This window comes from Siccibacter turicensis LMG 23730 (genome assembly GCF_000463155.2).
GTDB lineage: Bacteria > Pseudomonadota > Gammaproteobacteria > Enterobacterales > Enterobacteriaceae > Siccibacter > Siccibacter turicensis.
In genome coordinates, this window is record NZ_AWFZ01000028.1 from 716,910 (window position 1) to 740,042 (window position 23,133).

Here is a 23,133-nt window from a genome sequence, read left to right on the forward strand (position 1 = left end):
TTTTATGGCTCAGCGCCGCGGCGATGCGCTCTTCCAGCGCCACCTGCTGGGCGTCCTCCTGCAGCAGATCGCGCAGGTCCACCCCGCCGTCGCCAAACAGACAGAGGTGCAGCTTGCCCACGGAGGAGACGCGCAGGCGGTTGCAGCTGGCGCAGAAATCCTTCTCGTAGGGCATGATGAGGCCGATTTCGCCCGCGTAGTCCGGGTGGCAAAACACCTGTGCCGGGCCGTCGCTGCGGCTGCGAAGCTGGCGTATCCAGCCGCGGCGCAGCAGTTCATCGCGCAGTACAACCCCTGACAGATGGTGGCGACGGAACAGATCGCTGCCCTCACCGGTTTCCATCAGCTCAATAAAGCGTAACTGAATCGGGCGCGGCTGGATCCACTCCAGGAAAGTATCGAGCTGATGATGGTTAACGTCGCGCATCAGCACGGTATTCACCTTCACGCGCTCGAAGCCGGCGTCAAACGCGGCGTCGATGCCCGCCATGACCTGATGAAACTTATCCTGCCCGGTGATGGCGTGAAACTGACGGGCGTCGAGGCTGTCGATGCTGACGTTGATGGCGGTCAGCCCGGCATCACGCCACTGCGCCACGTCGCGCGCCAGGCGGTAGCCATTGGTGGTGACGGCGATCTGGCGGATCGCGGCGTTCTCACGCACCGCGGCGATGACGTCGGTGAAATCACGGCGCAGGGAGGGTTCCCCGCCGGTCAGGCGCACTTTTTCGGTGCCGAGCGCGGCAAAGGTACGCGTCACCCGACGAATTTCATCGAGCGAGAGGAAACTTTTATTGGTGACGCCGCCGGGCTTGTAGCCATCCGGCAGGCAGTAGGTGCAACGAAAGTTGCAGACGTCGGTGATCGACAGACGTAAGTAGTAAAACTTACGCGCGAATGCGTCAGTGAGTTGTGAGACCATGTACACCTTTCCAGTTCGGGAGGCACAGCTATTTCTGGCTGTACCCTGGTGGCTTGTGCCACGGCCAGCGCGCCATATCCGAAGACCCAGGCGAGAAGGCTAGAGTGTTGTTTCATCAGTGAATGAAACCGGTGAAGACAATAATAACGCGTAAGGCCGCGATCGACCATCGGCATTTTCGCTATGTAAATTGTTATATAGCGGGTTTATTGCAACAATTCGGGCAGAATACGCGAAAGCACAACAATTGCCTTGATATGCATCATTTAACCCGGGCGGCAGTTAGTTTTTTTCCGCGTTTTACGCTACCGTAGCAGCGCCAGTCAGTGATAAGGATTTTCTATGCGTAATCGTACCTTCGCCGATCTCGATCGCGTCGTCGCCCTCGGCGGCGGGCACGGGCTTGGGCGCGTCATGTCTTCCCTTTCGTCGCTGGGTTCGCGGCTGACGGGCATCGTCACCACCACCGATAACGGCGGCTCTACCGGCCGTATTCGCCGCTCCGAGGGCGGCATCGCCTGGGGCGATATGCGCAACTGTCTTAATCAGTTAATTACCGAGCCGAGCGTGGCATCGGCAATGTTTGAGTACCGTTTTGGCGGGAACGGCGAACTTTCGGGTCATAACCTCGGAAATCTGATGTTAAAGGCGCTGGATCACCTGAGCGTGCGCCCGCTGGAAGCGATCAACATCATTCGTAATCTGCTGAAAGTAGATGCCTTTCTTATCCCGATGTCCGAGCACCCGGTAGATTTGATGGCCCTCGATGCGGATGGAAACCACGTCTACGGCGAGGTGAATGTCGATGCGCTGGCGCTGCCGCCACAGGAGCTGATGCTCTACCCCTCCGCCCCGGCGACGCGAGAAGCGATTGAAGCCATTGCCGAAGCGGATCTGATTCTGATTGGCCCTGGCAGTTTTTATACCAGCCTGATACCGCTGCTGCTGCTGCCCGATCTGGCTCAGGCGCTGCGTCGCACCCCGGCACCGGTGGTCTACGTCGGTAACCTCGGGCGCGAGCTGAGCCCCGCCGCGGCGAGCCTGCGGCTGGAAGAGAAGCTGGCGCTGATGGAGCAGTACGTGGGGAAAAAGATCATTGATGCGGTGGTGGTAGGGCCAAAAGTGGACGTCAGCGACGTTAAGGGGCGCCTGATTGTGCAGGAGCCGCTGGAAGCCTCCGACGTGCCCTACCGTCACGATCGCCATCTGCTGCGCGTTGCGCTCGAAAAAGCCATTCAGCAGCTGGGATAATGCCCGGCGTCTCGTAAGACATGCCCTCCCCCGCAGGGAGAGGACGAATCACAGCAATGCATAACCTGTTTGCTCCCTCTCCCACCGGGAGAGGGTCAGGCGGCGTTACGACGCGGCGATGAACAGCTCGCGCAGCTGATGCAGCTTGTCGCGCAGCTCGGCGGCCTGTTCGAACTCCAGGTTCTGAGCATGCTGCAGCATCTGCGCCTCCAGCTGATGAATCTTCTGGCTCAGCGCTTTCGGCGTCAGCGCCACTTCATCATCTTCCACAATGGTCGGACGCGACTTGCCGCGGCCTTTGGACTTGGTTTTCGCCAGCCCTTCGCCGAGCTGAAGGATATCCACCACCTTCTTGTTCAGCCCCTGCGGCACGATACCGTGCTCTTCGTTGTACGCCTGCTGCTTCTCACGACGGCGCTCGGTCTCGCTGATGGCTTTTGCCATGGACGGCGTGATCTTATCGCCGTAAAGGATGGCTTTCCCGTTCACGTTACGCGCCGCACGGCCGATGGTCTGGATCAGCGAGCGCTCGGAGCGCAGGAAGCCCTCTTTGTCGGCGTCAAGGATGGCTACCAGCGACACCTCCGGCATATCCAGCCCCTCACGCAGCAGGTTGATGCCCACCAGCACGTCAAATTCACCGAGGCGCAGATCGCGGATGATCTCCATACGCTCTACGGTGTCGATATCCGAGTGCAGATAGCGCACCTTTGCACCGTGCTCTTCCAGGTACTCGGTCAGATCCTCCGCCATGCGTTTGGTCAGCGTGGTGACCAGCACACGCTCGTTGATCGCCACGCGCTGACGGATTTCAGACAGCAGATCGTCGACCTGGGTCGCCACCGGACGCACTTCGATAATCGGATCGAGCAGACCGGTAGGACGCACCACCTGGTCGACAATCTCGGTGCCGGATTTTTCCAGCTCGTAGTTACCGGGCGTGGCCGACACGTAGATGGTCTGCGGCGCCAGCGCCTCAAATTCTTCGAACTTCATCGGACGGTTATCCAGCGCCGACGGCAGACGAAAGCCGTACTCCACCAGCGTCTCTTTACGCGCCCGGTCGCCGCGGTACATCCCGCCAATCTGCGGAATGGTCACGTGGGATTCATCCACCACCAGCAGACCGTCGGCCGGCAGGTAGTCGAACAGCGTCGGCGGCGCTTCACCCGGCCCACGGCCAGAGAGATAGCGCGAGTAGTTTTCAATCCCCGAGCAGTAGCCCAGCTCGTTCATCATTTCGAGATCGAACTGGGTGCGCTGGGTGAGACGCTGCTCTTCAAGCAGCTTGTTGTTTTCCAGCAGTACTTTACGGCGCTCGGCGAGATCGACTTTGATCTCCTCCATCGCCTGCACGATGCGCTCGCGCGGCGTCACGTAGTGGGTTTTCGGATAGACGGTAAAACGCTGGATCACCGACTCCACGTGCCCGGTCAGCGGGTCGAACAGCGACAGTCGCTCAACCTCTTCATCAAACAGCTCAACGCGCAGCGCGAAGTCGTCTGACTCGGCCGGGAAGATGTCAATGACCTCGCCGCGCACCCGGAAGGTGCCGCGCTGGAAGGCCTGATCGTTGCGGCCATACTGCAGCTCCGCCAGGCGGCGCACGATGGCGCGCTGGTCGATGATCATCCCTTTGGTCAGGTGCAGCATCATCTTCAGGTAGAGATCGGGATCGCCCAGACCGTAGATCGCCGAGACCGAAGCCACCACCACCACGTCGCGTCGCTCCAGCAGCGCTTTGGTGGCGGAAAGACGCATCTGCTCGATGTGTTCGTTCACCGACGAGTCTTTCTCGATAAAGGTATCCGAGCTGGGAACGTAGGCTTCCGGCTGGTAGTAGTCGTAGTAGGAGACGAAGTACTCCACCGCGTTATCCGGGAAGAACTCTTTCATCTCGCCGTAGAGCTGCGCCGCCAGGGTTTTGTTCGGGGCAAGCACCATCGTGGGGCGTTGCAGATCGGCAATGACGTTCGCCACGGTAAAGGTTTTACCGGACCCGGTTACCCCGAGCAGCGTCTGGTGGGCCAGACCATCCTCCAGCCCCTCTTTCAGGCGACGGATGGCCTCGGGCTGGTCCCCGGAGGGGCGGAAGGCGGAATTCAGTTTGAAAGCTTTACTCATGGATGGCTACCTGATGACGATGTGCGCGGGCCGAGGAGTAATTTTACTCGTCGTACGCTAATTTGCCAGAAAAAAAGACTGGATGAAAAAACAGTACTCCCGGACGGGATGTTGACGCGCCGGGGCCAAAACGGACGCGTTAGCGGGCTATTTGGTGTCTGACGATATAAAACACCAGCACACCCCGGTTATCCCCAGAATTTTTTTACTTTTAACATTTGTCAAGGCGACGTATAAAACTTTCATGACAGGCGATGACACTTTTCTTACAGCCATTGATTTTAGCTAAAGTATTAATTTAAAAGCATTTTCAAAAAAAGACGGCTTTAAAGCCAATTTATGCGCAACCCGCGTCCGCTCTCGCTTGTCACGTGTTTTCTAACTCTAATGCACATGGTTATCCACAGGAATAGTGGATAACTCAACTCGAGCCACAGCGCCGCTGGCTGTGTGACACCCCTCCAGGTTGCGCAACGGCACGGAAAAAAAATTTTATCGCAAAATATTGTCGTTACGCTGTAGCGATCCTGGCAAACGCCGCTGGGATCGTCCTCACAGATCCGAAACGATCCCCTCCCCCCGCCTCAGGGGCGTCTGCACCATGTCGCCGCAGCCGCCGGCACGCTGGTAGTGCAGCGCTTCGCTCGGTTTTCCGTTAAGGCGCGCAGGCCCCCTGCTTTTTTGTCGGTTTTGTCCCAAATTTTCCTCACCAGATGGAATTTTATTCGCGCTGGCAAGGGAATTGCACAGCTGATGTTCTGGAACTCAACCCCCTGTCAGGTGGATGGCACAGGATGCCGGGTATCCGGGTAAACCGCGGTTGGTACCGCCAGTGTCCCTGTCGAAGAAGGAGTAAGTATGTTGAGTTTACGCGCGATTAATCACTATTACGGCTCGCAGCGCAGCCTGTGGAACGTGGATCTGGAACTGCTGCCGGGGGAGTGCACCTGCGTCACCGGGCTGCCGGGCATGGGCAAAACCACGCTGCTGAACTGTATTACCGGCCATCAGCCGGTGGAGAGCGGGACGATCCTGTGGCACGAGGCCGGCAAGGCGGCGCAGGATCTGCACGGCGTGAGCGTGGAAGCGCGCATGGCGCTTGGCATCGGCTACGTGCCGGAAGACCGGCGCATCTTCTCGCGCCTGACGGTCGAGGAGAACCTTCAGCTGGCGATGATGGCGGCCACCGGGCAGCCTCAGGCGATCCCGGCGGATATTTTCGATCTGTTTCCTGAGCTCTACGGCCAGCGTCTGCTGCGCGGCGCGGATCTGGCGGAGGACGATCTCCAGCAGCTGGCGCTTGCCAGGGCGCTGGTGACGCGCCCGAGGCTGCTGATCCTCGACGAGCCCGGCCGCGGCGTCGGGCCGAAGATGATGCAGAAGCTGGGGGCGGCCATTGTGCGGCTCAACCGCGAGCTGGGGCTGACCGTGCTGCTGGTTGAGCAGCGCCTCTCGTTTATCCGCCACGTGGCGGATCGCTTCTGCGTGCTGCACCGCGGTCGCAATGTGGCCCAGGGCAGCGTCGCCCAGCTGGATGACAAGCTGCTGGCCCACTGGATGACGCCCTAGGGGAGCGCCGCCAGCGAGAGGTAACCGCCGGTGGGCTGCCGCTCTGCCTTTCCCGTCAGCCACGGAATTTTGCCGAGTAGCGGCGCGTCAATCTGCTGCCTGAGCGTTGCCAGATATTCAGCGTGGCGGCGACCAGGGGGCACGATATCGTTGGCGATCCAGCCCGCGAGGGTCAGCCCGGCGGCGCGCACCGCCTGCGCGGTGAGCATTGCATGGTTGATGCAGCCGAGCTTCACCCCGACCACCAGAATCACCGGGAGCTGTTCGTGTATCACCCAGTCAGCAAAGGTCTGGCTGGCGGAGAGCGGCGTAAACCAGCCCCCGGCGCCTTCCACCAGCACCCACTCCGCCGCCTGCTCCAGGTCGCGCAGCCCGCGCGACATCACGGCGAAGTCCAGCGGCACGTTGTGCTCAGCGCTGAGGATGTGCGGTGAGGTCGGCTCCTCAAACACGTAGGGATTCACCTGCTCATAGCGCAACGCCAGGCTGCTGTTGCGCTGCAGGGCCAGCGCATCGCCGTTGCGGACGCCCTCCGGCGTGCGTTCGCTGCCGGAGGCCACCGGTTTATAGGCTGCGGTGCGATAGCCGCTTTGCGCCGCGGCCTGCAGCAGGGCGCAGCTGGCGACCGTCTTCCCCACTTCGGTGTCGGTGCCGGTCACGAAATAGCGTTTAGTCACGTTGCAGAACTCCAAAAATCAGATGATAGGTAAGCATCAGACCGCGCGCGTCCCGCGGCCATGCGGCATCCAGCCGCGCCAGCTGCTGACGGGTCAGCAGGCCGCCGTCGCGCCCGTGGTGCAGATGGGTCGCCCCAATGCCTTTCAGAGAGCGCATGGCGCTCAGGGCGTCGGGAAAATGCAGCGTGACGCTCTCGCGATGCAGGACGCGCTGCGCCGTCGGGCAGGCGTCCGCAATTGCCCCGGCGGTCAAAAAGCGATTGGCGTGCGCGCGGCCATCAACGCTGCGCCAGGCCGCGTGCAGCTCGTGCAGCGAATCCTGTTCAAGGGTTGAGAACGCCACCACGCCGCCGGGACGCGTAACGCGGTACAGCTCCGCCAGACCGTCGCTCAGCCGGGTACACCACTGCACCGCCAGGTTGCTCCAGGCGAGATCGAACAGGCCGTCCGCCAGCGGAATGCGCTCAATATCCCCTTCCACAAAGCGGTGCGCCGACTGCCGCTGGCGCGCGTGGGCCAGCATCAGCGGCGAAAGATCGAGGGCGGTGACCTGGTAGCCCTGCTGCGTCCAGCGGCGGCTGAACCAGCCGGTACCGCACCCGGCATCCAGCACCCGCCGTCCGCGCAGCGCGGGCAGATGTCCCAGCAGGCGCTCGCCGCTGATGCGCTGCAGTTCGGCGAAGCGATCGTAGCTCTGCGCCGCCCGGCCAAAGGCTGCGGCAACGGCCTGTTTATCCACGGGCTGCGTCATGGAGTGCCTCCAGCAGAGCGTCGATATCCTCATCTTCATGGGCGGCCGTCAGGGTAATACGCAGCCGCGCGGTGCCAGGCGGCACGGTGGGCGGGCGGATGGCGCTGCACCAGATGCCGCGCGCGCTGAGCGCCGCCGACAGCGACAGCGCGGCCTGATTATCACCGACGATCAGCGGCTGGATGGCGGTGTGCGAGGCGCTGAGCTGCCAGGGCAGCTGCCGCGCGCCGTCGCGGAAACGGCGAATGTGGCGCTGCAGCCGGTCACGCAGCGCGTCGCCCTGCTGTATGCAGGTCAGGGCAGCCTGCAACGCCACGGCCTGGGCCGGCGGCATCGCCGTGCTGTAGATCAGGTGGCGGGCAAACTGCTCCAGATAACGGGCGACGCTCTCGCTGCACAGCACCGCGGCGCCGCTGATGCCAAACCCTTTGCCAAAGGTCACCACCAGCAGCTCAGGTTGAATGCCCGCCGCATGGCAGCTTCCCCGTCCGCCCTCGCCCACCACGCCGATCCCGTGGGCGTCATCCACCATCAGCCACGCCTGGGCGGCGCGGCTTACCTCAGCAAGGTCCGCCAGCGGGGCGCTGTCGCCGTCCATGCTGAACACCCCCTCGGTGATTGCCAACTGCTGGCCGGCGCAGGGCGTGGAGAGCGCCGCGCGCAGCGCCTCGGGATCGTTATGGCGAAAGCGCGTCAGCGTCGCCGGGCTGAGGTGCGCCGCCTCCAGCAGCGAGGCGTGGCTCAGCCGGTCGGCCACGATGCGATCATGCTTGTGCGCCAGGGCGGCAATCACCGCCTGATTGGCGGCAAACCCGGAGATAAACAGCAGCGCGCGGGGATAGCCCAGCCAGTCGGCCAGCGCCTGCTCCAGCCCGGCATGGGCCTCGCTGTAGCCGGTGACGTGGCCGGAGGCGCCGCTGCCGACGCCGTAGCGCGCCGCCCCCTGCTGCCAGGCGGCAATCGCCGCCGGGTGGTGGCTCAGCCCGAGGTAGTCATTGCTGGCGAAATTGCGCCAGCGTCGCCCGTCCTGCACGCGCCAGCGGCCGCTGCCCTGCTGGCTGGCGGTACGGGTACGCAGCAGGCCGTGCTGACGGCGCTGCTCCAGCGCCTCGTCAATACGCGCCTGCCAGCTCATAGCGCCGCCGCGTTATAGAACTGTTCGGTGTCGGCGTTGCGTAACTGGTTTACCAGCTGCGCCTGCTGCTCGTTGTCCCCCGCCTCGACGTGGGTCTGCGCCGGGTTGAGTCCAAGCTTGCGGAACAGCTGCAGATCCTTGTCCTCTTCCGGGTTCGGGGTGGTCAGCAGTTTGCAGCCGTAGAAGATGGAGTTGGCCCCGGCCATAAAGCACATCGCCTGGGTCTGCTCGTTCATCTGCTCGCGCCCGGCGGAGAGACGCACGAACGAGGTCGGCATCATGATGCGCGCCACGGCGATGGTGCGGATAAAATCGAACGGATCGACGTCGTCATTATCGGCCAGCGGCGTGCCCTTAACCTTGACCAGCATGTTGATCGGCACGCTCTCCGGCGGCGTCGGCAGGTTCGCCAGCTGCATCAGCAGACCGGCGCGATCGGTGACGGTTTCACCTAGCCCAACAATGCCTCCCGAGCACACTTTGATCCCGGCATCGCGCACCTTATCCAGCGTGTCGAGACGCTCCTGGTAGGTACGGGTGGTGATGATATTGCCGTAGAACTCTGGCGAGGTATCGAGGTTGTGGTTGTAGTAATCCAGCCCGGCGGAGGCGAGGCGCCGGGCCTGGGTCTCTTCCAGCGTGCCGAGGGTCATGCAGGTTTCCAGCCCCAGCGCCTTCACCCCCTGTACCATCTGCTCCAGGTACGGCATATCGCGCTCGTGCGGGTTTTTCCACGCCGCCCCCATGCAGAAGCGGGTGGAGCCCGCGGCTTTGGCTTTCTGGGCCGAGGCCAGCACCTGCTCCACTTCCATCAGGCGCTCGGCCTCAAGGCCGGTTTTGTAGCGTGAACTTTGCGGACAGTATTTGCAGTCTTCCGGGCAGGCACCGGTCTTGATCGACAGCAGCGTGCTGACCTGAACATGGCGCGGATCGAAGTGCTGGCGGTGAACCTGCTGGGCTTCAAACAGCAGTTCCAGCAAAGGTTTATCAAACAAAGCAGTAACTTGCGACAAAGTCCAGCGTGAAGGGTGAGCCATGGGGCATCTCCAAAGGGGGTGTTGTTTATCGTGGTTTCGGTATAGACTCGTAAACCTAAATGTTTTTAATTTGGTTTACAAGTCACATATGAACCCCGACGACCTCGCCTTCGATCAGCGCCATATCTGGCACCCTTACACCTCCATGACCGCCCCGCTGCCGGTCTATCCGGTGGTCGCCGCGCGCGGCTGCGAGCTGGAACTCGCCAGCGGCGAGACGCTGGTTGACGGCATGTCCTCCTGGTGGGCGGCCATTCACGGCTACGGTCATCCCCGTCTCAACGCGGCGATGAAAAACCAGATCGACGCCATGTCCCACGTGATGTTTGGCGGGATCACCCATCCACCCGCCGTGGCGCTGTGCCGCAAGCTGGTGGCCATGACGCCCGACCCGCTGGAGTGCGTGTTCCTGGCCGACTCCGGCTCGGTGGCGGTGGAAGTGGCGATGAAAATGGCGCTGCAGTACTGGCATGCCCGCGGTACGCCGCGCCAGCGCTTTATCACGCTGCGTCACGGCTACCACGGCGATACCTTCGGGGCGATGTCGGCCTGCGATCCGGATAACTCCATGCACAGCCTGTGGAAGGGCTATCTGCCGGAAAACCTGTTTGCCCCGGCACCCACCTGCCGGTTCGACGACGAGTGGGACGAGCAGGATATCGTGCCGTTTGCCCGGCTGTTCGCCGCCCACCGTCACGAGCTGGCGGCGGTGATTCTGGAGCCGGTGGTTCAGGGCGCGGGCGGGATGCGTTTCTACCACCCGACCTGGCTGAAGCGCATCCGACAGATGTGCGACCGGGAAGGCGTGCTGCTGATCGCCGATGAGATTGCCACCGGCTTCGGGCGCACCGGGGAGCTGTTTGCCTGCCATCACGCAGGCATCGCGCCGGATATCCTCTGCCTGGGTAAAGCGTTAACCGGCGGCACCATGACGCTCTCTGCCACCCTGACAACCCGTGCGGTGGCGGACACCATCAGCAACGGCGAGGCAGGCTGCTTTATGCACGGCCCGACCTTTATGGGCAACCCGCTGGCCTGCGCGGTCGCCAACGAAAGCCTCGCTATCCTTGAGAGCGGCGAGTGGCGCGGCCAGGTGGCGGCGATTGAAACCCAGCTGCGGGCCGAGCTGGTGCCGTGCCGGGAGAGCCCGCAGGTACGCGACGTGCGCGTGCTGGGTGCCATCGGGGTGGTGGAGACAGAGCGGCTGGTGAACATGGCGGCGCTGCAGCGCTTTTTTGTCAGCCAGGGGGTGTGGATCCGCCCGTTTGGTCGGCTTATCTACCTGATGCCGCCCTACGTTATCACCCCGTCACAGCTGGCGCGTCTTACCGCCGCCGTGGTGCGCGCGGTGAACGATCCGGCGCTGTTTCAGAATTAACCTCATGCCGGGATGCACTACACTTCGGTAACACGTTTACTCATCCCGGAGGTAAGAATGAAAATTCTGATGGTACTGACATCCCACGACAAACTTGGCGACACCGGCAAACCGACCGGCTTCTGGCTGGAAGAGTTTGCCGCGCCCTGGTACGTGTTCCGCGATGCGGGCGTCGACGTCACGCTTGCCTCCCCCGCCGGGGGCCAGCCGCCGCTCGACCCGGTGAGCGACCAGCCGGATGCGCAAACCCCGGATACCGAACGTTTCCGTGCCGACAGCGCGGCCCGTCAGGCGCTGGCCTCAACCCATAAGCTCAGCGACATCAACATCGACGAGTACGATGCGGTGTTCTATCCCGGCGGTCACGGCCCGCTGTGGGATCTGGCGGAAGATCGCCACTCGATTTCCCTGATTGAAAAATACTGGGCGAGCGGCAAACCGGTTGCCGCGGTGTGTCACGCGCCGGGCGTGCTGCGCCATGCCAAAAAGCCCGACGGCTCACCGCTGGTGGAAGGTAAACGCGTCACCGGCTTTACCAACAGTGAAGAAGAGGCCGTGGGCCTGACCGATATCGTGCCGTTCCTGGTGGAAGAGGCGCTCAAGCAGAACGGCGGCCTGTTCGAACGCACCGATGACTGGGGTGAATATGCCGTCACCGACGGCCATCTGATTACCGGCCAGAACCCGGCCTCGTCAGGCATTGCCGCCCAGGAACTGCTCAAAGCGCTTGACCTCTGACTGACAGGAGCTGCCATGAAGTTATTCAGCAACGATTTTAACGACGGCGACAAGCTCCCGCTTCGTCACGTGTTTAACGGAATGGGCTATGAGGGCGACAACATTTCGCCCCACCTGGCCTGGGACGAGGTACCGCCCGGCACGAAGAGCTTTGTGGTCACCTGCTACGACCCCGATGCGCCCACCGGCTCCGGCTGGTGGCACTGGGTGGTGGCCAATATTCCCGCCGACACGCGCGTGCTGCCGCAGGGGTCGGGATCGAGCCTGGTGGCCCTTCCTGACGGGGCCATTGAAACCCGCACCGACTTCGGCGAGACGGGTTACGGCGGGGCCGCGCCGCCGAAAGGCGAGTCCCACCGCTACATCTTTACCCTGCACGCGCTGGACGTGGAGCGGCTTGACGTCAACGCCAACGCCAGCGGCGCGATGGTGGGGTTTAACGTCCATTTTCACGCCATTGCCAGCGCCACGCTGACCGCCATCTATATCTGAGACATTTTGTTACTTTTGAAGCCGGTTTGTGCAAATCGGCTTCCCGTTTGGCTCAACTTAGTATAAAAAGGCTGGTTTCTCAGGTACCTCTTTTTAACTTGCATAGCTGGAGCCACCCTTGAACATATTCCCGGTATCCCGTCTGGCGCTGATGCTGGCCGTCGGCGTGACGCTGACCGCGTGTAGCTCGACGCCGCCGGACCAACGTCCGTCCGAACAGCACGCCCCTGGCACCGCCTCACGTCCGGTGCTGACCGCTGATGAAGCGCAGAACTTCACCGCGGCGCGCTATTTCGCCTCCACCGATCCGAACGCCGCGCCCTGGTCGCCGTCAGCGATCCGTCTGCCTGCGCAGCCCGACTTCGTGGTCGGCCCGGCCGGTGAAAACGGCGTGACGCACACCACCATTCAGGCCGCCGTGGACGCCGCTATCGCGAAGCACTCCAGCCAGCGCGTCTACATCGCCATTCTGCCAGGCGAGTACCAGGGCACGGTCTACGTACCGGCAGCGCCGGGCAGCGTAACGCTGTACGGCACCGGTGATAAGCCGCTGGACGTGAAGATCGGCCTCGCGCTGGATTCCGAAATGGATCGCAATACCTGGCGCCACACCGTAAACCCGTCGGGCAAATATATGCCGGGTAAACCGGCCTGGTACATGTTCGACAACTGCCAGAACAGCCGCAACGCCACGGTAGGCGTTATGTGTTCAGCAGTGTTCTGGTCGCAGAACAACGGTCTGCAGTTGCAGAACCTGACCATTGAAAACACCCTCGGTGACAGCGTAGACGCCGGTAATCATCAGGCGGTTGCCCTGCGCAGCGATGGCGACAAGGTGCAGATCGACAAGGTGAATATTCTGGGTCGCCAGAACACCTTCCTGGTCACCAACAGCGACGTGCAGAACCGCTTCGTCACCAATCGCCAGACCCGCACGCTGGTCAGCAACAGCTACGTGGAAGGCGATGTGGATGTGGTTGCCGGTCGCGGCGCGGTGGTGTTCGATAACACCGATTTCCGCATCGTGAACAGCCGCACCCAGCAGGAAGGCTACGTGTTCGCTCCGGCGACTCAGGCCAACATCTATTACGGCTTCCTCGTCATCAACAGCCGCTTTACCGCCGCAGGCGATAAGGTCGCGCAGCTGGGCCGCGCCTGGGATCTGGAAGCGGGCGAAAACGGCTATGCGCCGGGCCAGACCGCCAACGGCCAGGTGGTGATCCGCGACAGCGTGATCAACGAAGGCTTTAACAACGCGACGCCGTGGGGCGATGCTGCCAGCTCTAAACGTCCGTTCACCGGCAACGTCGGTACCCAGGACGAAAAAGGCAACATTACCCGCGATCTGAACGACGCCAATGCTAACCGCATGTGGGAGTTCAACAACCGCGGCGTCGGCAGCGCCGTTGTGGCGGAGCCGAAGCAGTAACCGTACTGCGGCACCATTGAAAAAGGGCGTATCCATGGATACGCCCTTTTTTTGTCCATCCGCCTCGCAAAGGCGCGCGGATTACTGCGCGTTAACCACCACCCACATCGGGCCCTGGCCTACGGCGTAACGCCCTTTCTCACTCAGCAGCCCCTGCGCGCCTTCAATGGCGTACACCGCGATATGGTGGGACTTCTGCCCGGCGGCAATCAGGTATTTCCCGGTGCTGTCGATATTAAAGCCGCGCGGCTGGGTTTCGGTCGGCTGGAAGCCTTCCAGCGCCAGGACGCTGCCGTCTTCGGAGATGCTGAAAACGGTCAGGATGCTGGCGGTGCGGTCACAGGTATAGAGGTGACGCCCGTCCGGCGTGATGTGGATATCCGCCGCCCAGCGGGTATCGGTAAAGTCCGGCGGCATGATATCGAGCGTCTGAACGCATTCGATATTGCCGTGGGCGTTGCTGAGCTGCCACACATCCACCGAGCCGTTCAGCTCGTTGACGCAGTAGGCGTACTTCTGATTCGGGTGGAACGCCATATGGCGTGGGCCAGCGCCCTCAACGGTGGTGACTTCCGGCGGCGTCTGCGGAGAGAGCGAACCGTCCTCGCCGAGGGTAAACAGGCAGATGCGATCCTGTTTCAGCGCCGGCACCCACAGGGTGCGGTTGTCCGGGGAGATGTTCGCCGAGTGGCACCCTTCCAGACCTTCCACCACCGCGACGATCTCGCCCGGCAGGCCGTCGTTCAGGCGCGTCACGCTCACGCAGCCCGCGTTATAGGAGCCGCAGAACAGGAATTTCCCGCTGTGGTCGGTGGAGATATGGGTCGGGCTGCCCGGCAGTGCGCTGTGGCCTGCCTCAGCGAGAATGCCGTCTTCCGGAGAGATGCGGTAGGCGATTACACGAAACTCCGGGCGTACGCCCACGTACAGAAAGCGCTTGTCCGGGCTGATGACCATCGGCTGGACCTGGCCCGGCACGTCGACGACCTGCAGCAGCGTCAGATCGCCCTGCTCTTCAAGGCGCCAGACGTGGATCTGCTGGCTTTCGGGACTGGCGGTATAAACGGTTTGTTTCATGAATGCTCCTTTCCTGAAAACGGGGGAAGATAGTCACAAGGGTAGCGTATTTATCCATCAGTGCGCGCCGGGTTTTGTCCGGACGCCGCCACGGTGTACCATCACCGCAAACCTTATGATTCAACAAGACCTGGACACACGAATGACCCTTCGCGTAATCGCACTCGATCTGGACGGCACGCTGCTGACGCCGCAGAAAACCATCCTGCCGGAATCCCTTGACGCACTGCGCCACGCGCGCGAGGCGGGCTTTACGCTGGCGATCGTCACCGGCCGCCATCATGTCGCCATCCATCCTTTTTATCAGGCACTGGAACTGGATACACCTGCAATTTGCTGTAACGGTGCTTATTTGTATGATTATCATGCAAAAAAGGTGCTCTCCGCCGACCCGCTGCGCCCGGATCAGGCCGTTGCGCTGACCGGGATGCTGCAAACGCATCATATTCACGGCCTGATGTACGTTGACGACGCGATGATGTATGAAATCGCCACCGGACACGTGCTGCGCACCCAGAACTGGGCCCAGCGGCTGCCGGAACACCAGCGCCCGGTGTTTACTCAGGTGTCCTCTTTGCAGGAAGCGGCCCACAGCGTGGAGGCGATCTGGAAGTTCGCCCTGACGGACATCGACACCCTGAAACTCAACGCCTTTGCCACTGAAGTGGAGCAGACGCTGGGGCTGGTGTGCGAGTGGTCATGGCACGATCAGGTGGACGTGGCGCAGAAGGGCAACAGCAAAGGAGCACGCCTCGCCCAGTGGCTGGCGACCCAGGGGCTTGGCATGGAGAACGTGGTGGCGTTCGGCGACAACTACAACGATTTAAGCATGCTCGAACCGGCGGGCCTCGGCTTTGCGATGGGCAATGCCGACGACGCCATTAAAGCGCGCGCCGACAAGGTAATTGGCGATAACACGCAGCCCAGCATCGCCGAAGCGCTCTACCAGTACGTACTCTGATCAGGCGGAGATCGAGACGCTTTTCACCTGGGCATAGAGCCACAGCCCGGGTTTAATCGCCAGCTCATCCCGCGCCCAGGGGCTGATGCGCGCCCAGAGCGTGCGCCCCGCCACATCCAGCGCCACTTCCACCTGGCCGTTATCGTCATAGCACTGTTTCACCTGTGCCCGCAGCAGGTTGCGGATGCTGCTTTGCAGCGGCGGCTGGAGCACCAGCGAGACGTCAGACGCCTGAATGCGGATGCGCAGCGTGGCCTGCAGCGGCTTGTCGAGCCGGTTAACCCAGACGTGCTGGTCGCCAATCGCCAGCGCGGTCATGGCGTAGTGCGGGTGATGCTCCAGCACGGACACCTTGAGGACGCTGCTCTGCTGCTCCGCCGGCAGCCACGGGTGCATCACCCGGCTACCCCACACGCTCTCCAGCGGACCAAAGGCTTTCACCTCGCCGCTCTCCAGCACCAGCACGTTATCCGCCAGCTGCTGAATTTCATCCAGCGAATGGCTGACGTAGAGCATCGGCACCGAGAACTCCCGCGCCAGGCGCTGCAAATACGGCAGCAGCTCGCGCTTGCGCGGCAGGTCGAGGGAGGCAAGCGGTTCGTCGAGCAGCAGCAGTTCGGGGGCAGTGAGGATTGCCCGGCCAATGGCCACGCGCTGCTTCTCGCCGCCCGACAGCGAGCCGGGCAGACGGGTGAGAAGTTTCTCGATGCCCAGCAGCGCCACCAGCTTATCGAAATGGCTGGCCATGCTTTTCGCCATGCCATATTTCAGGTTGCCCGCCACGTTGTAGTGCGGGAACAGGCGCGCGTCCTGGAACACGTAGCCGACCCGGCGTTTTTCCGGGGGAAGGAAAACCGCGCCCGCCGTATCGCTCAGCACCCGGCCGTTGAGGACGATACGCCCCTGCTCGGGACGCGTCAGGCCGCTGATGGCGTTGATCAGCGAGGTTTTCCCGGCGCCGGAAACGCCAAACACCGCGGTGATGCCTGCGGCCGGCAGCGTCTCGTTGACGCGCAGACGGTGGTTGCCCAGGGTCTGGGTAAAATCGAGCTTCAGCATCAGGCGTTCCCCAACCGTTTACGGCTGACGGTCGCCAGCCACTCCGCCACCATCAGCGATACCAGCGCCAGCACGATAGCAATGACGCACAGCCGTGCGGCAGCGCCTTCACCGCCGGGGGTCTGGATCAGGGTATACATGGCCGATGGCAGGGTGCGGGTTTCACCCGGAATGTTGGAGACAAAGGTAATCGTCGCGCCGAACTCGCCCAGCGAACGGGCGAACGCCAGCACGGTACCGGCGATAATGCCCGGCAGCATCAGCGGCAGCGTGATGGTAGCGAAGACGCGCCAGCGCCCGGCACCCAGCGTGCGTGCCGCCTGTTCGAGGCGCAGATCCACCGCTTCCAGCGCCAGCCGTATGGCGCGCACCATCAGCGGGAAGGACATCACGCAGGCGGCCAGCACCGCACCGCGCCAGCTAAAGGCGAAGGTCAACCCGAACCAGTCGTACAGGTATTTTCCAATAAACCCGTTGCGCCCCATCGCCACCAGCAACAGGTAGCCCACCACCACCGGCGGGAGCACCAGCGGCAGGTGGATAAGGCTGTCGAGCAGCGCTTTGCCGGGAAAGGTGCAGCGCACCAGGATCCAGGCGACAAGCACCCCAAACGGCAGGCTCACCAGCACTGCCAGCGTTGAGACTTTCAGGCTGAGTAATACCGCCTGCCATTCGGGTTCGGTCAGAATCATTGCGTAGTCGTGAATCCGTAACGTTTAAATACCGCCGCAGCCTGCGGGCCTTTCAGATACTCATAGAACGCCTTTACCGCCGCGTTATCGTGCCGGGCGACAATCGCCATCGGGTATTCCACTTTCTTGTGCGAGTCTTCCGGGAAGGTGGCGACCACTTTCACCTCTTTGCTGGCGATAACGTCGGAGCCGTAGACGATGCCGAGCGGGGCTTCGTTGCGCTCCACCAGCGCCAGCGCGCCGCGCACGTCGTCAGCCGGGGCCAGCATCGGGCTTACCTTATCCCAGGCACCCAGTTTTTGCAGCGCCTCTTTGGCGTAGATGCCCGCCGGCACGTGCGCCGGATCGCCCACCGCCAGTCGACCGCCGTTGAGCAGGGTTTTCCAGTCGGTTTTCTCGCTGATGGTAAACGGCTTCTGAGCCGAGGCTTCCGGCGCAATCACCACCAGACTGTTGGTCAGCAGCGTAATACGGCTTGAGGCATCCACCGCGTTTTTACTCGCGGCATAGTCCATCCACTTCTGATCCGCCGAGATGAAAATATCCGCCGGGGCGCCCGCTTCTATCTGGCGCGCCAGCGTTGAGGAGGAGGCGTAGGATGCCACCACCTGCACATATTTTGCTTTGGTGTAATCGGCTGCAATGTCCTGCATCGCGTTGGTCAGCGAGGCTGCTGCAAAAACGGTTACTTTTTCTGCCGCCTGCGCCTGGCCTGCCATCGCCAGAGAGAGCGCCGCGCCGGCCGCCAGTCGAACCCATGATGTTGCCATGATTAACCTCATTTTATCGCTTCGTTATATACGCGGTAATATAGCGGCTATTCTGTTCAATTCACAGGAGTATCGGCAAAAAGGGGAAGAGCTTGAGAGCAAAACGCCCGGTCAGACCGGGCGTTCGCAAGGGATTCAGCGGGTTTCTCTGGACTTGTCTTTGTGACCGACGCCCGAGAACAGGTTGAAGATTTCACCCAGACCGTAGATGGCGCCCAGGATAATGGCCATCACTACCGGCACCATGAGCACGGCAAATACGAGACTTTTCAATAATTCCAGCATGGTCGCCTCCAGTAAAAAAGAACTTCTATTCTACCCTCGTCGGCAAAAAACGCACTCCCCTTTTGTGCGGTGCCCATTTGCGCACCCGCCCCGCCGTGAGTCACAATGCGTTTTTTTCTCAGGAGTTCGTGATGCAGGCTGAAATTCTCCTTACCCTCAGACTTCAGGAGCGGTTGTTTGCCGATCCGCGTCGGATCACGCTCCTTAAACAGATAGCGCAAACCGGCTCCATCAGCCAGGGCGCGAAGCTGGCGGGCATCAGCTATAAGAGCGCCTGGGATGCCATCAACGAGATGAACCTGCTTAGCGAGCAAACGCTGGTGGAACGCGCTACCGGCGGCAAGGGCGGCGGCGGTGCGCTGCTTACCCGCTACGGCGAACGCCTGATCCAGCTTTACGATCTGCTGACCAAAATTCAGCAAAAGGCCTTCGATGCGCTGAGCGACGACACGCTGCCGCTCGACAGCCTGCTGGCGGCCATCGCCCGCTTTTCGCTCCAGACCAGCGCGCGCAATCAGTGGTTCGGCAGCGTAGTGGCGAGCGATAACAAGGCGCTCCAGCCTCAGGTCGGCGTCCTGCTGGCCGATGGCGAGACGCGCATTAACGCTGCGGTGACCGGCCAGAGCGCAGACCGGCTGGGGCTTGCTCCCGGCAAAGAGGTGCTGGTGCTGATAAAAGCCCCCTGGGTCTCGCTGACCCGCGATCCGGTCCTGGCGGCAGACGCCGACAACCAGCTTCAGGGCGTGGTGACCCATATTGACAGCGCCGGGGAAGTCCACGAAGTGCTGGTGCGGCTGCCGGACGGGCAAACCCTGTGCGCCACGCTTTCCGATGCGCAGTTCGCCGCCGCAGCGCCAGAAGAAGGTGCTGAGATCACCGCATTTTTTAACGCCGATCGCGTTATCCTCGCCACACTCTGCTAAAACCCGGCCGCGCATTGACAAGCGCGGCGTCACACCGTATCCCTGTCAGTTCTGCTGCAAAAAACGGGATATAACATGACAATATTGCAGATTTCGCAAGGCACATTTCACCTGAGCGACACCAAAACGCTTCATATTGATGCCCTGACCCTTCGCGCCGGTGAGAGCTGGGCGTTTGTCGGCGCCAACGGCAGCGGTAAGTCCGCGCTGGCCCGGGCGCTGTCCGGGGAGCAGACAATCCACAAAGGCGAACGCCGCTGTGAGTTTCGCCGCATTGCCCGCCTGTCGTTTGAGCAGCTTCAGCAGTTGGTGAGCGACGAGTGGCAGCGCAACAACACCGACCTGCTGGGCGCCGACGAGGACGATACCGGGCGCACCGTCGGGCAAATCATTCAGGAGCAGGTGAAAAATGACGCCCGGGCGCAGGCGCTGGCCGAGCGCTTTGGCATCGCGCACCTGTTCGATCGCCGTTTCAAATACCTCTCTACCGGGGAAACCCGGAAAACCCTGCTGTGCCAGGCGCTGATGGATGAGCCGGACCTGCTGGTGTTCGATGAACCCTTCGATGGTCTGGACGTCGACTCGCGCCACCAGCTGGCGGATCTGCTCGCAACGCTCAGCGCGCAGGGCTACACCCTGGCACTGGTGCTCAACCGCTTTGACGATATTCCCGACTTTGTACGCTATGCCGGCGTGGTGGCTGACTGCACGCTGGTCGAGGCGGGTGAGAAACGCGATCTGCTGGAGCAGGCGCTGGTCGCCCAGTTGGCGCACAGCGAAACCCTCACCGGTATCGCGCTGCCGGAAGCGGATGAACCCGCCGCGCGTCACGCGCTGCCGCCGGGCACCGCGCCGGTGGTATTGCGCAACGGCGTGGTTTCCTGGAACGACCGCCCGGTGCTGCACAACCTGAACTGGACGGTGAACCCCGGCGAGCACTGGCAAATCGTCGGCCCGAACGGCGCGGGGAAATCCACGCTGCTCAGCCTGATCACCGGCGATCACCCCCAGGGGTACAGCAACGACCTGACGCTGTTCGGCATCCGGCGCGGCAGCGGCGAAACCATCTGGGATATCAAAAAGCATATCGGCTATGTGAGCAGCAGTCTGCATCTCGATTACCGGGTCAGCACCACGGCGCGACAGGTGATTTTATCCGGCTATTTTGACTCCATCGGCATCTACCAGGCGGTCTCCGATCGGCAGCGCACGCTGACGCAGCAGTGGCTCGATATTCTGGGGATTGGTTCGTCGGTGGCGGACGCGCCGTTCCACAGCCTCTCCTGGGGGCAGCAGCGGCTGGCGCTGATCGTCCGGGCGCTGGTGAAGCACCCGACGCTGCTGATCCTCGACGAACCGCTTCAGGGTCTGGACCCGCTCAACCGCCAGCTGGTGCGGCGCTTTATTGATGTGCTGATCGGCGAAGGCACTACCCAGCTGCTGTTTGTGTCCCACCACGCAGAGGATGCCCCGGGCTGTATTACCCATCGACTGACCTTTGTGCCCCAGGGCGACATCTACCGCTATGAGTGCGCCCCGCAGCAGCGTTAACAGCGAAAACCCTCCCGCCCTTTTTCCTCATAAAACGCGGTCGGCCTTTACCCGACCGCGACTTTCAGACAAGCTGCATCTGCCACGCCCACATTATTGTTTTACAATAGGTTATTAACGTGGTTAACCCTGAGCGAACGCCTGTGTAAACGATTCCACTATTTTATCCCATGTCACACTTTTTTCTTCTCTGTTATGCTATGTTTCTCACATACCATAGGCCTAATGGAGCGAAAAATGAGAGTTCTCGTAACGGGTGGTAGCGGTTACATAGGAAGTCATACCTGCGTGCAGCTGCTGCAGAATGGGCACGAGGTCATCATTCTCGATAACCTCTGTAACAGTAAGCGCAGCGTTGTGTCGGTGATTGAACGTCTGAGCGGCAAGCAGCCGCTGTTCATCGACGGCGATATTCGCGATGAAGCCCTGCTGACGGAAATCTTCCACGACCACGCGGTCGACGCCGTGATTCACTTTGCGGGTCTGAAAGCCGTGGGCGAATCGGTCGCTAAGCCGCTCGAATATTACGATAACAACGTCACCGGCACTCTGCGTCTTATCTCCGCCATGCGCGCCGCCAACGTCACCAACTTCATTTTCAGCTCCTCCGCCACCGTCTACGGCGATCAGCCTAAAATCCCTTACGTGGAAAGCTTCCCGACCGGTACGCCGCAGAGCCCGTACGGCAAAAGCAAGCTGATGGTCGAGCAGATCCTCACCGACCTGCAAAAAGCCAATCCGGCCTGGAGCATTGCCCTGCTGCGCTACTTCAACCCGGTCGGCGCGCATCCGTCAGGCGATATGGGCGAAGACCCACAGGGTATCCCGAATAACCTGATGCCATACATCGCCCAGGTGGCGGTTGGCCGTCGCGACTCGCTGGCGATTTTTGGTAACGACTACCCCACCGAAGACGGTACCGGGGTGCGCGACTACATCCACGTGATGGACCTCGCCGACGGCCACGTTGCCGCCATGCAGGTGCTGGCCGGCAAGCCGGGCGTGCACATCTATAACCTCGGGGCGGGCGTCGGCAGCAGCGTGCTCGACGTGGTAAACGCCTTCAGCAAAGCCAGCGGCAAGCCGGTGAACTATCACTTCGCGCCGCGTCGCGACGGCGATCTGCCCGCCTACTGGGCGGACGCCAGCAAAGCGGATAAAGAACTCAACTGGCGCGTGACCCGTACGCTCGATGAAATGGCGGCGGACACCTGGCGCTGGCAGTCTCGTCACCCACAAGGCTATAAAGATTAAGGATCTGTGATGGAGCAATTTAATCCGGTCGATCACCCGCATCGCCGCTATAACCCCCTGAAGGGCGAGTGGATACTGGTATCCCCGCACCGTGCAAAACGCCCGTGGCAGGGCGCGCAGGAGACGCCGGCACGGCAGACCCTGCCGCAGCACGACCCGGACTGCTTCCTGTGTCCGGGTAACACCCGCGTCACCGGGGACAAAAACCCGCAGTACACCGGGACCTACGTGTTTACCAATGATTTTGCCGCGCTGATGACCGATACCCCGGACGCCCCGGCGCAGGACGATGCGCTGATGGGTCTGGAAAGCGCGCGCGGCACCAGCCGGGTTATTTGCTTCTCGCCGGATCACAGCAAAACGCTGCCGGAGCTGACGCTTCCGGCGCTGGAAGAAGTGGTGCAGACCTGGCAGACCCAGACCGCCGAGCTTGGCAAAGCGTGGCCGTGGGTGCAGGTGTTTGAGAATAAAGGCGCCGCCATGGGCTGCTCCAACCCGCATCCTCACGGTCAGATCTGGGCCAACAGCTTCCTGCCCAACGAAGCGGCGCGCGAAGACCAGCTTCAGCGGGACTATTTCGCACAGCACGGTTCGCCGATGCTGGTGGACTACGCGGCGCGCGAGCAGAAGGACGGCAGCCGTACCGTGGTGGAAACCGAGCACTGGATCGCCGTCGTACCCTGGTGGGCGGCCTGGCCGTTTGAAACCCTGCTGCTGCCAAAAGCGCAGGTGCTGCGGATGCCGGATCTGAGTGACGCCCAGCGTCGCGATCTGGCGGTAGCGCTGAAAAAACTGACCAGCCGCTACGACAACCTGTTCCAGACCTCGTTCCCCTACTCAATGGGCTGGCACGGCGCACCGTTTAACGGCGAAGAGAACGCGCACTGGCAGCTGCATGCGCACTTCTATCCGCCGCTGCTGCGATCCGCCACGGTACGTAAATTTATGGTGGGCTACGAAATGCTGGCGGAAACCCAGCGCGACTTAACCGCCGAGCAGGCCGCCGAGCGTCTGCGTGCGGTGAGCGACGTCCATTTTCGCGAATCAGGAGTCTAAAA

General features: G+C 61.8%; 22 protein-coding genes and 1 riboswitch. Of the genes, 11 read left to right on the forward strand and 11 right to left on the reverse strand.

All coding sequences use genetic code 11. The features are described from left to right. Nucleotides 1–922: GTP 3',8-cyclase MoaA (moaA, locus tag DW58_RS07705; RefSeq protein WP_152977160.1), on the reverse strand; the 922-nt coding region annotated here is incomplete at its 3' end. Then, nucleotides 910–1,041, reverse strand: a riboswitch (molybdenum cofactor riboswitch). Its footprint overlaps the gene before it by 13 nt. Before the next feature lie 223 nt (nucleotides 1,042–1,264). Here moaA and yvcK point away from each other — a divergent pair. Beyond that, a complete protein-coding gene (gene yvcK, locus DW58_RS07710; RefSeq protein ID WP_024551098.1) occupies nucleotides 1,265–2,173 on the forward strand; it encodes a uridine diphosphate-N-acetylglucosamine-binding protein YvcK in 909 nt (302 codons plus the stop codon). 105 nt (nucleotides 2,174–2,278) lie between these two features. Here yvcK and uvrB read toward each other — a convergent pair whose 3' ends face one another. Further along, complete coding sequence (gene uvrB / locus DW58_RS07715; protein ID WP_024550099.1) at nucleotides 2,279–4,297, reverse strand: excinuclease ABC subunit UvrB; 2,019 nt, start codon at nucleotides 4,295–4,297, stop codon at nucleotides 2,279–2,281. An 858-nt stretch (nucleotides 4,298–5,155) separates the two neighbouring features. Between uvrB and DW58_RS07720 the strand changes: the two genes are divergently transcribed. Beyond that, complete coding sequence (locus DW58_RS07720) at nucleotides 5,156–5,866, forward strand: ABC transporter ATP-binding protein (RefSeq protein ID WP_024550098.1); 711 nt, start codon at nucleotides 5,156–5,158, stop codon at nucleotides 5,864–5,866. On the opposite strand, the gene bioD is transcribed toward DW58_RS07720, so the two are convergent. From bioD to bioB, 4 genes are read right to left on the reverse strand one after another with little or no spacing between them, the layout of a single operon-like run. Beyond that, complete coding sequence (bioD, locus tag DW58_RS07725) at nucleotides 5,863–6,543, reverse strand: dethiobiotin synthase (protein ID WP_024562535.1); 681 nt, start codon at nucleotides 6,541–6,543, stop codon at nucleotides 5,863–5,865. The two genes, DW58_RS07720 and bioD, sit on opposite strands and share 4 nt — an antisense overlap. Beyond that, a complete protein-coding gene (gene bioC, locus DW58_RS07730; protein ID WP_024562534.1) occupies nucleotides 6,536–7,294 on the reverse strand; it encodes a malonyl-ACP O-methyltransferase BioC in 759 nt (252 codons plus the stop codon). The genes bioD and bioC overlap by 8 nt, the downstream gene beginning before the upstream one ends. Beyond that, a complete protein-coding gene (gene bioF, locus DW58_RS07735) occupies nucleotides 7,275–8,429 on the reverse strand; it encodes an 8-amino-7-oxononanoate synthase (RefSeq protein ID WP_024551024.1) in 1,155 nt (384 codons plus the stop codon). The genes bioC and bioF overlap by 20 nt, the downstream gene beginning before the upstream one ends. Continuing rightward, complete coding sequence (gene bioB / locus DW58_RS07740; RefSeq protein WP_024551023.1) at nucleotides 8,426–9,466, reverse strand: biotin synthase BioB; 1,041 nt, start codon at nucleotides 9,464–9,466, stop codon at nucleotides 8,426–8,428. The genes bioF and bioB overlap by 4 nt, the downstream gene beginning before the upstream one ends. A gap of 70 nt (nucleotides 9,467–9,536) precedes the next feature. Here bioB and bioA point away from each other — a divergent pair, with 70 nt between their 5' ends. The 4 genes from bioA to DW58_RS07760 all read left to right on the forward strand — a co-directional run bounded on the left by bioA (nucleotide 9,537) and on the right by DW58_RS07760 (nucleotide 13,503). Further along, nucleotides 9,537–10,844: an adenosylmethionine--8-amino-7-oxononanoate transaminase gene (gene bioA / locus DW58_RS07745; RefSeq protein WP_409371883.1), complete on the forward strand. Its 1,308-nt coding sequence runs from the start codon at nucleotides 9,537–9,539 to the stop codon at nucleotides 10,842–10,844. Nucleotides 10,845–10,901: 57 nt separating this feature from the next. Further along, complete coding sequence (locus DW58_RS07750) at nucleotides 10,902–11,582, forward strand: type 1 glutamine amidotransferase domain-containing protein (RefSeq protein ID WP_024551021.1); 681 nt, start codon at nucleotides 10,902–10,904, stop codon at nucleotides 11,580–11,582. A 15-nt stretch (nucleotides 11,583–11,597) separates the two neighbouring features. After that, entirely contained in the window at nucleotides 11,598–12,074 is a 477-nt protein-coding gene (locus DW58_RS07755) for a kinase inhibitor (RefSeq protein WP_024551020.1), read from the forward strand. Between the two features lie 118 nt (nucleotides 12,075–12,192). Beyond that, nucleotides 12,193–13,503: a putative acyl-CoA thioester hydrolase gene (locus DW58_RS07760; RefSeq protein WP_024551019.1), complete on the forward strand. Its 1,311-nt coding sequence runs from the start codon at nucleotides 12,193–12,195 to the stop codon at nucleotides 13,501–13,503. Between the two features lie 81 nt (nucleotides 13,504–13,584). Here DW58_RS07760 and pgl read toward each other — a convergent pair whose 3' ends face one another. Then, entirely contained in the window at nucleotides 13,585–14,580 is a 996-nt protein-coding gene (gene pgl / locus DW58_RS07765) for a 6-phosphogluconolactonase (RefSeq protein WP_029592666.1), read from the reverse strand. A 142-nt stretch (nucleotides 14,581–14,722) separates the two neighbouring features. Here pgl and DW58_RS07770 point away from each other — a divergent pair, with 142 nt between their 5' ends. Further along, on the forward strand, nucleotides 14,723–15,541 hold the full coding sequence (locus DW58_RS07770) for a pyridoxal phosphatase (protein WP_024548023.1): 819 nt from the start codon (nucleotides 14,723–14,725) through the stop codon (nucleotides 15,539–15,541). Here the strand turns inward: DW58_RS07770 and modC are convergent, their stop codons facing one another. The 4 genes from modC to DW58_RS20025 form a co-directional block, all read right to left on the reverse strand. Beyond that, entirely contained in the window at nucleotides 15,542–16,600 is a 1,059-nt protein-coding gene (gene modC, locus DW58_RS07775; protein ID WP_024548024.1) for a molybdenum ABC transporter ATP-binding protein ModC, read from the reverse strand. Next, complete coding sequence (gene modB, locus DW58_RS07780; protein WP_024548025.1) at nucleotides 16,600–17,292, reverse strand: molybdate ABC transporter permease subunit; 693 nt, start codon at nucleotides 17,290–17,292, stop codon at nucleotides 16,600–16,602. The genes modC and modB overlap by 1 nt, the downstream gene beginning before the upstream one ends. Further along, complete coding sequence (gene modA / locus DW58_RS07785) at nucleotides 17,289–18,062, reverse strand: molybdate ABC transporter substrate-binding protein (protein ID WP_024548026.1); 774 nt, start codon at nucleotides 18,060–18,062, stop codon at nucleotides 17,289–17,291. The genes modB and modA overlap by 4 nt, the downstream gene beginning before the upstream one ends. Nucleotides 18,063–18,197: 135 nt before the next feature. After that, nucleotides 18,198–18,347, reverse strand: a complete 150-nt coding sequence (locus DW58_RS20025; RefSeq protein WP_024548027.1) for an AcrZ family multidrug efflux pump-associated protein — start codon at nucleotides 18,345–18,347, stop codon at nucleotides 18,198–18,200. Between the two features lie 131 nt (nucleotides 18,348–18,478). Between DW58_RS20025 and modE the strand changes: the two genes are divergently transcribed. From modE to galT, 4 genes are all read left to right on the forward strand, one after another. Then, entirely contained in the window at nucleotides 18,479–19,270 is a 792-nt protein-coding gene (modE, locus tag DW58_RS07790; RefSeq protein ID WP_024548028.1) for a molybdenum-dependent transcriptional regulator, read from the forward strand. A gap of 75 nt (nucleotides 19,271–19,345) precedes the next feature. Next, on the forward strand, nucleotides 19,346–20,821 hold the full coding sequence (gene modF, locus DW58_RS07795) for a molybdate ABC transporter ATP-binding protein ModF (protein WP_024548029.1): 1,476 nt from the start codon (nucleotides 19,346–19,348) through the stop codon (nucleotides 20,819–20,821). A gap of 237 nt (nucleotides 20,822–21,058) precedes the next feature. Then, on the forward strand, nucleotides 21,059–22,075 hold the full coding sequence (gene galE / locus DW58_RS07800; RefSeq protein WP_024548030.1) for a UDP-glucose 4-epimerase GalE: 1,017 nt from the start codon (nucleotides 21,059–21,061) through the stop codon (nucleotides 22,073–22,075). A gap of 9 nt (nucleotides 22,076–22,084) precedes the next feature. Beyond that, the gene (gene galT, locus DW58_RS07805) at nucleotides 22,085–23,131 is read left to right on the forward strand and encodes a galactose-1-phosphate uridylyltransferase (protein ID WP_024548031.1); all 1,047 of its coding nucleotides are present in this window, start codon (nucleotides 22,085–22,087) and stop codon (nucleotides 23,129–23,131) included. Nucleotides 23,132–23,133: the final 2 nt, after the last annotated feature.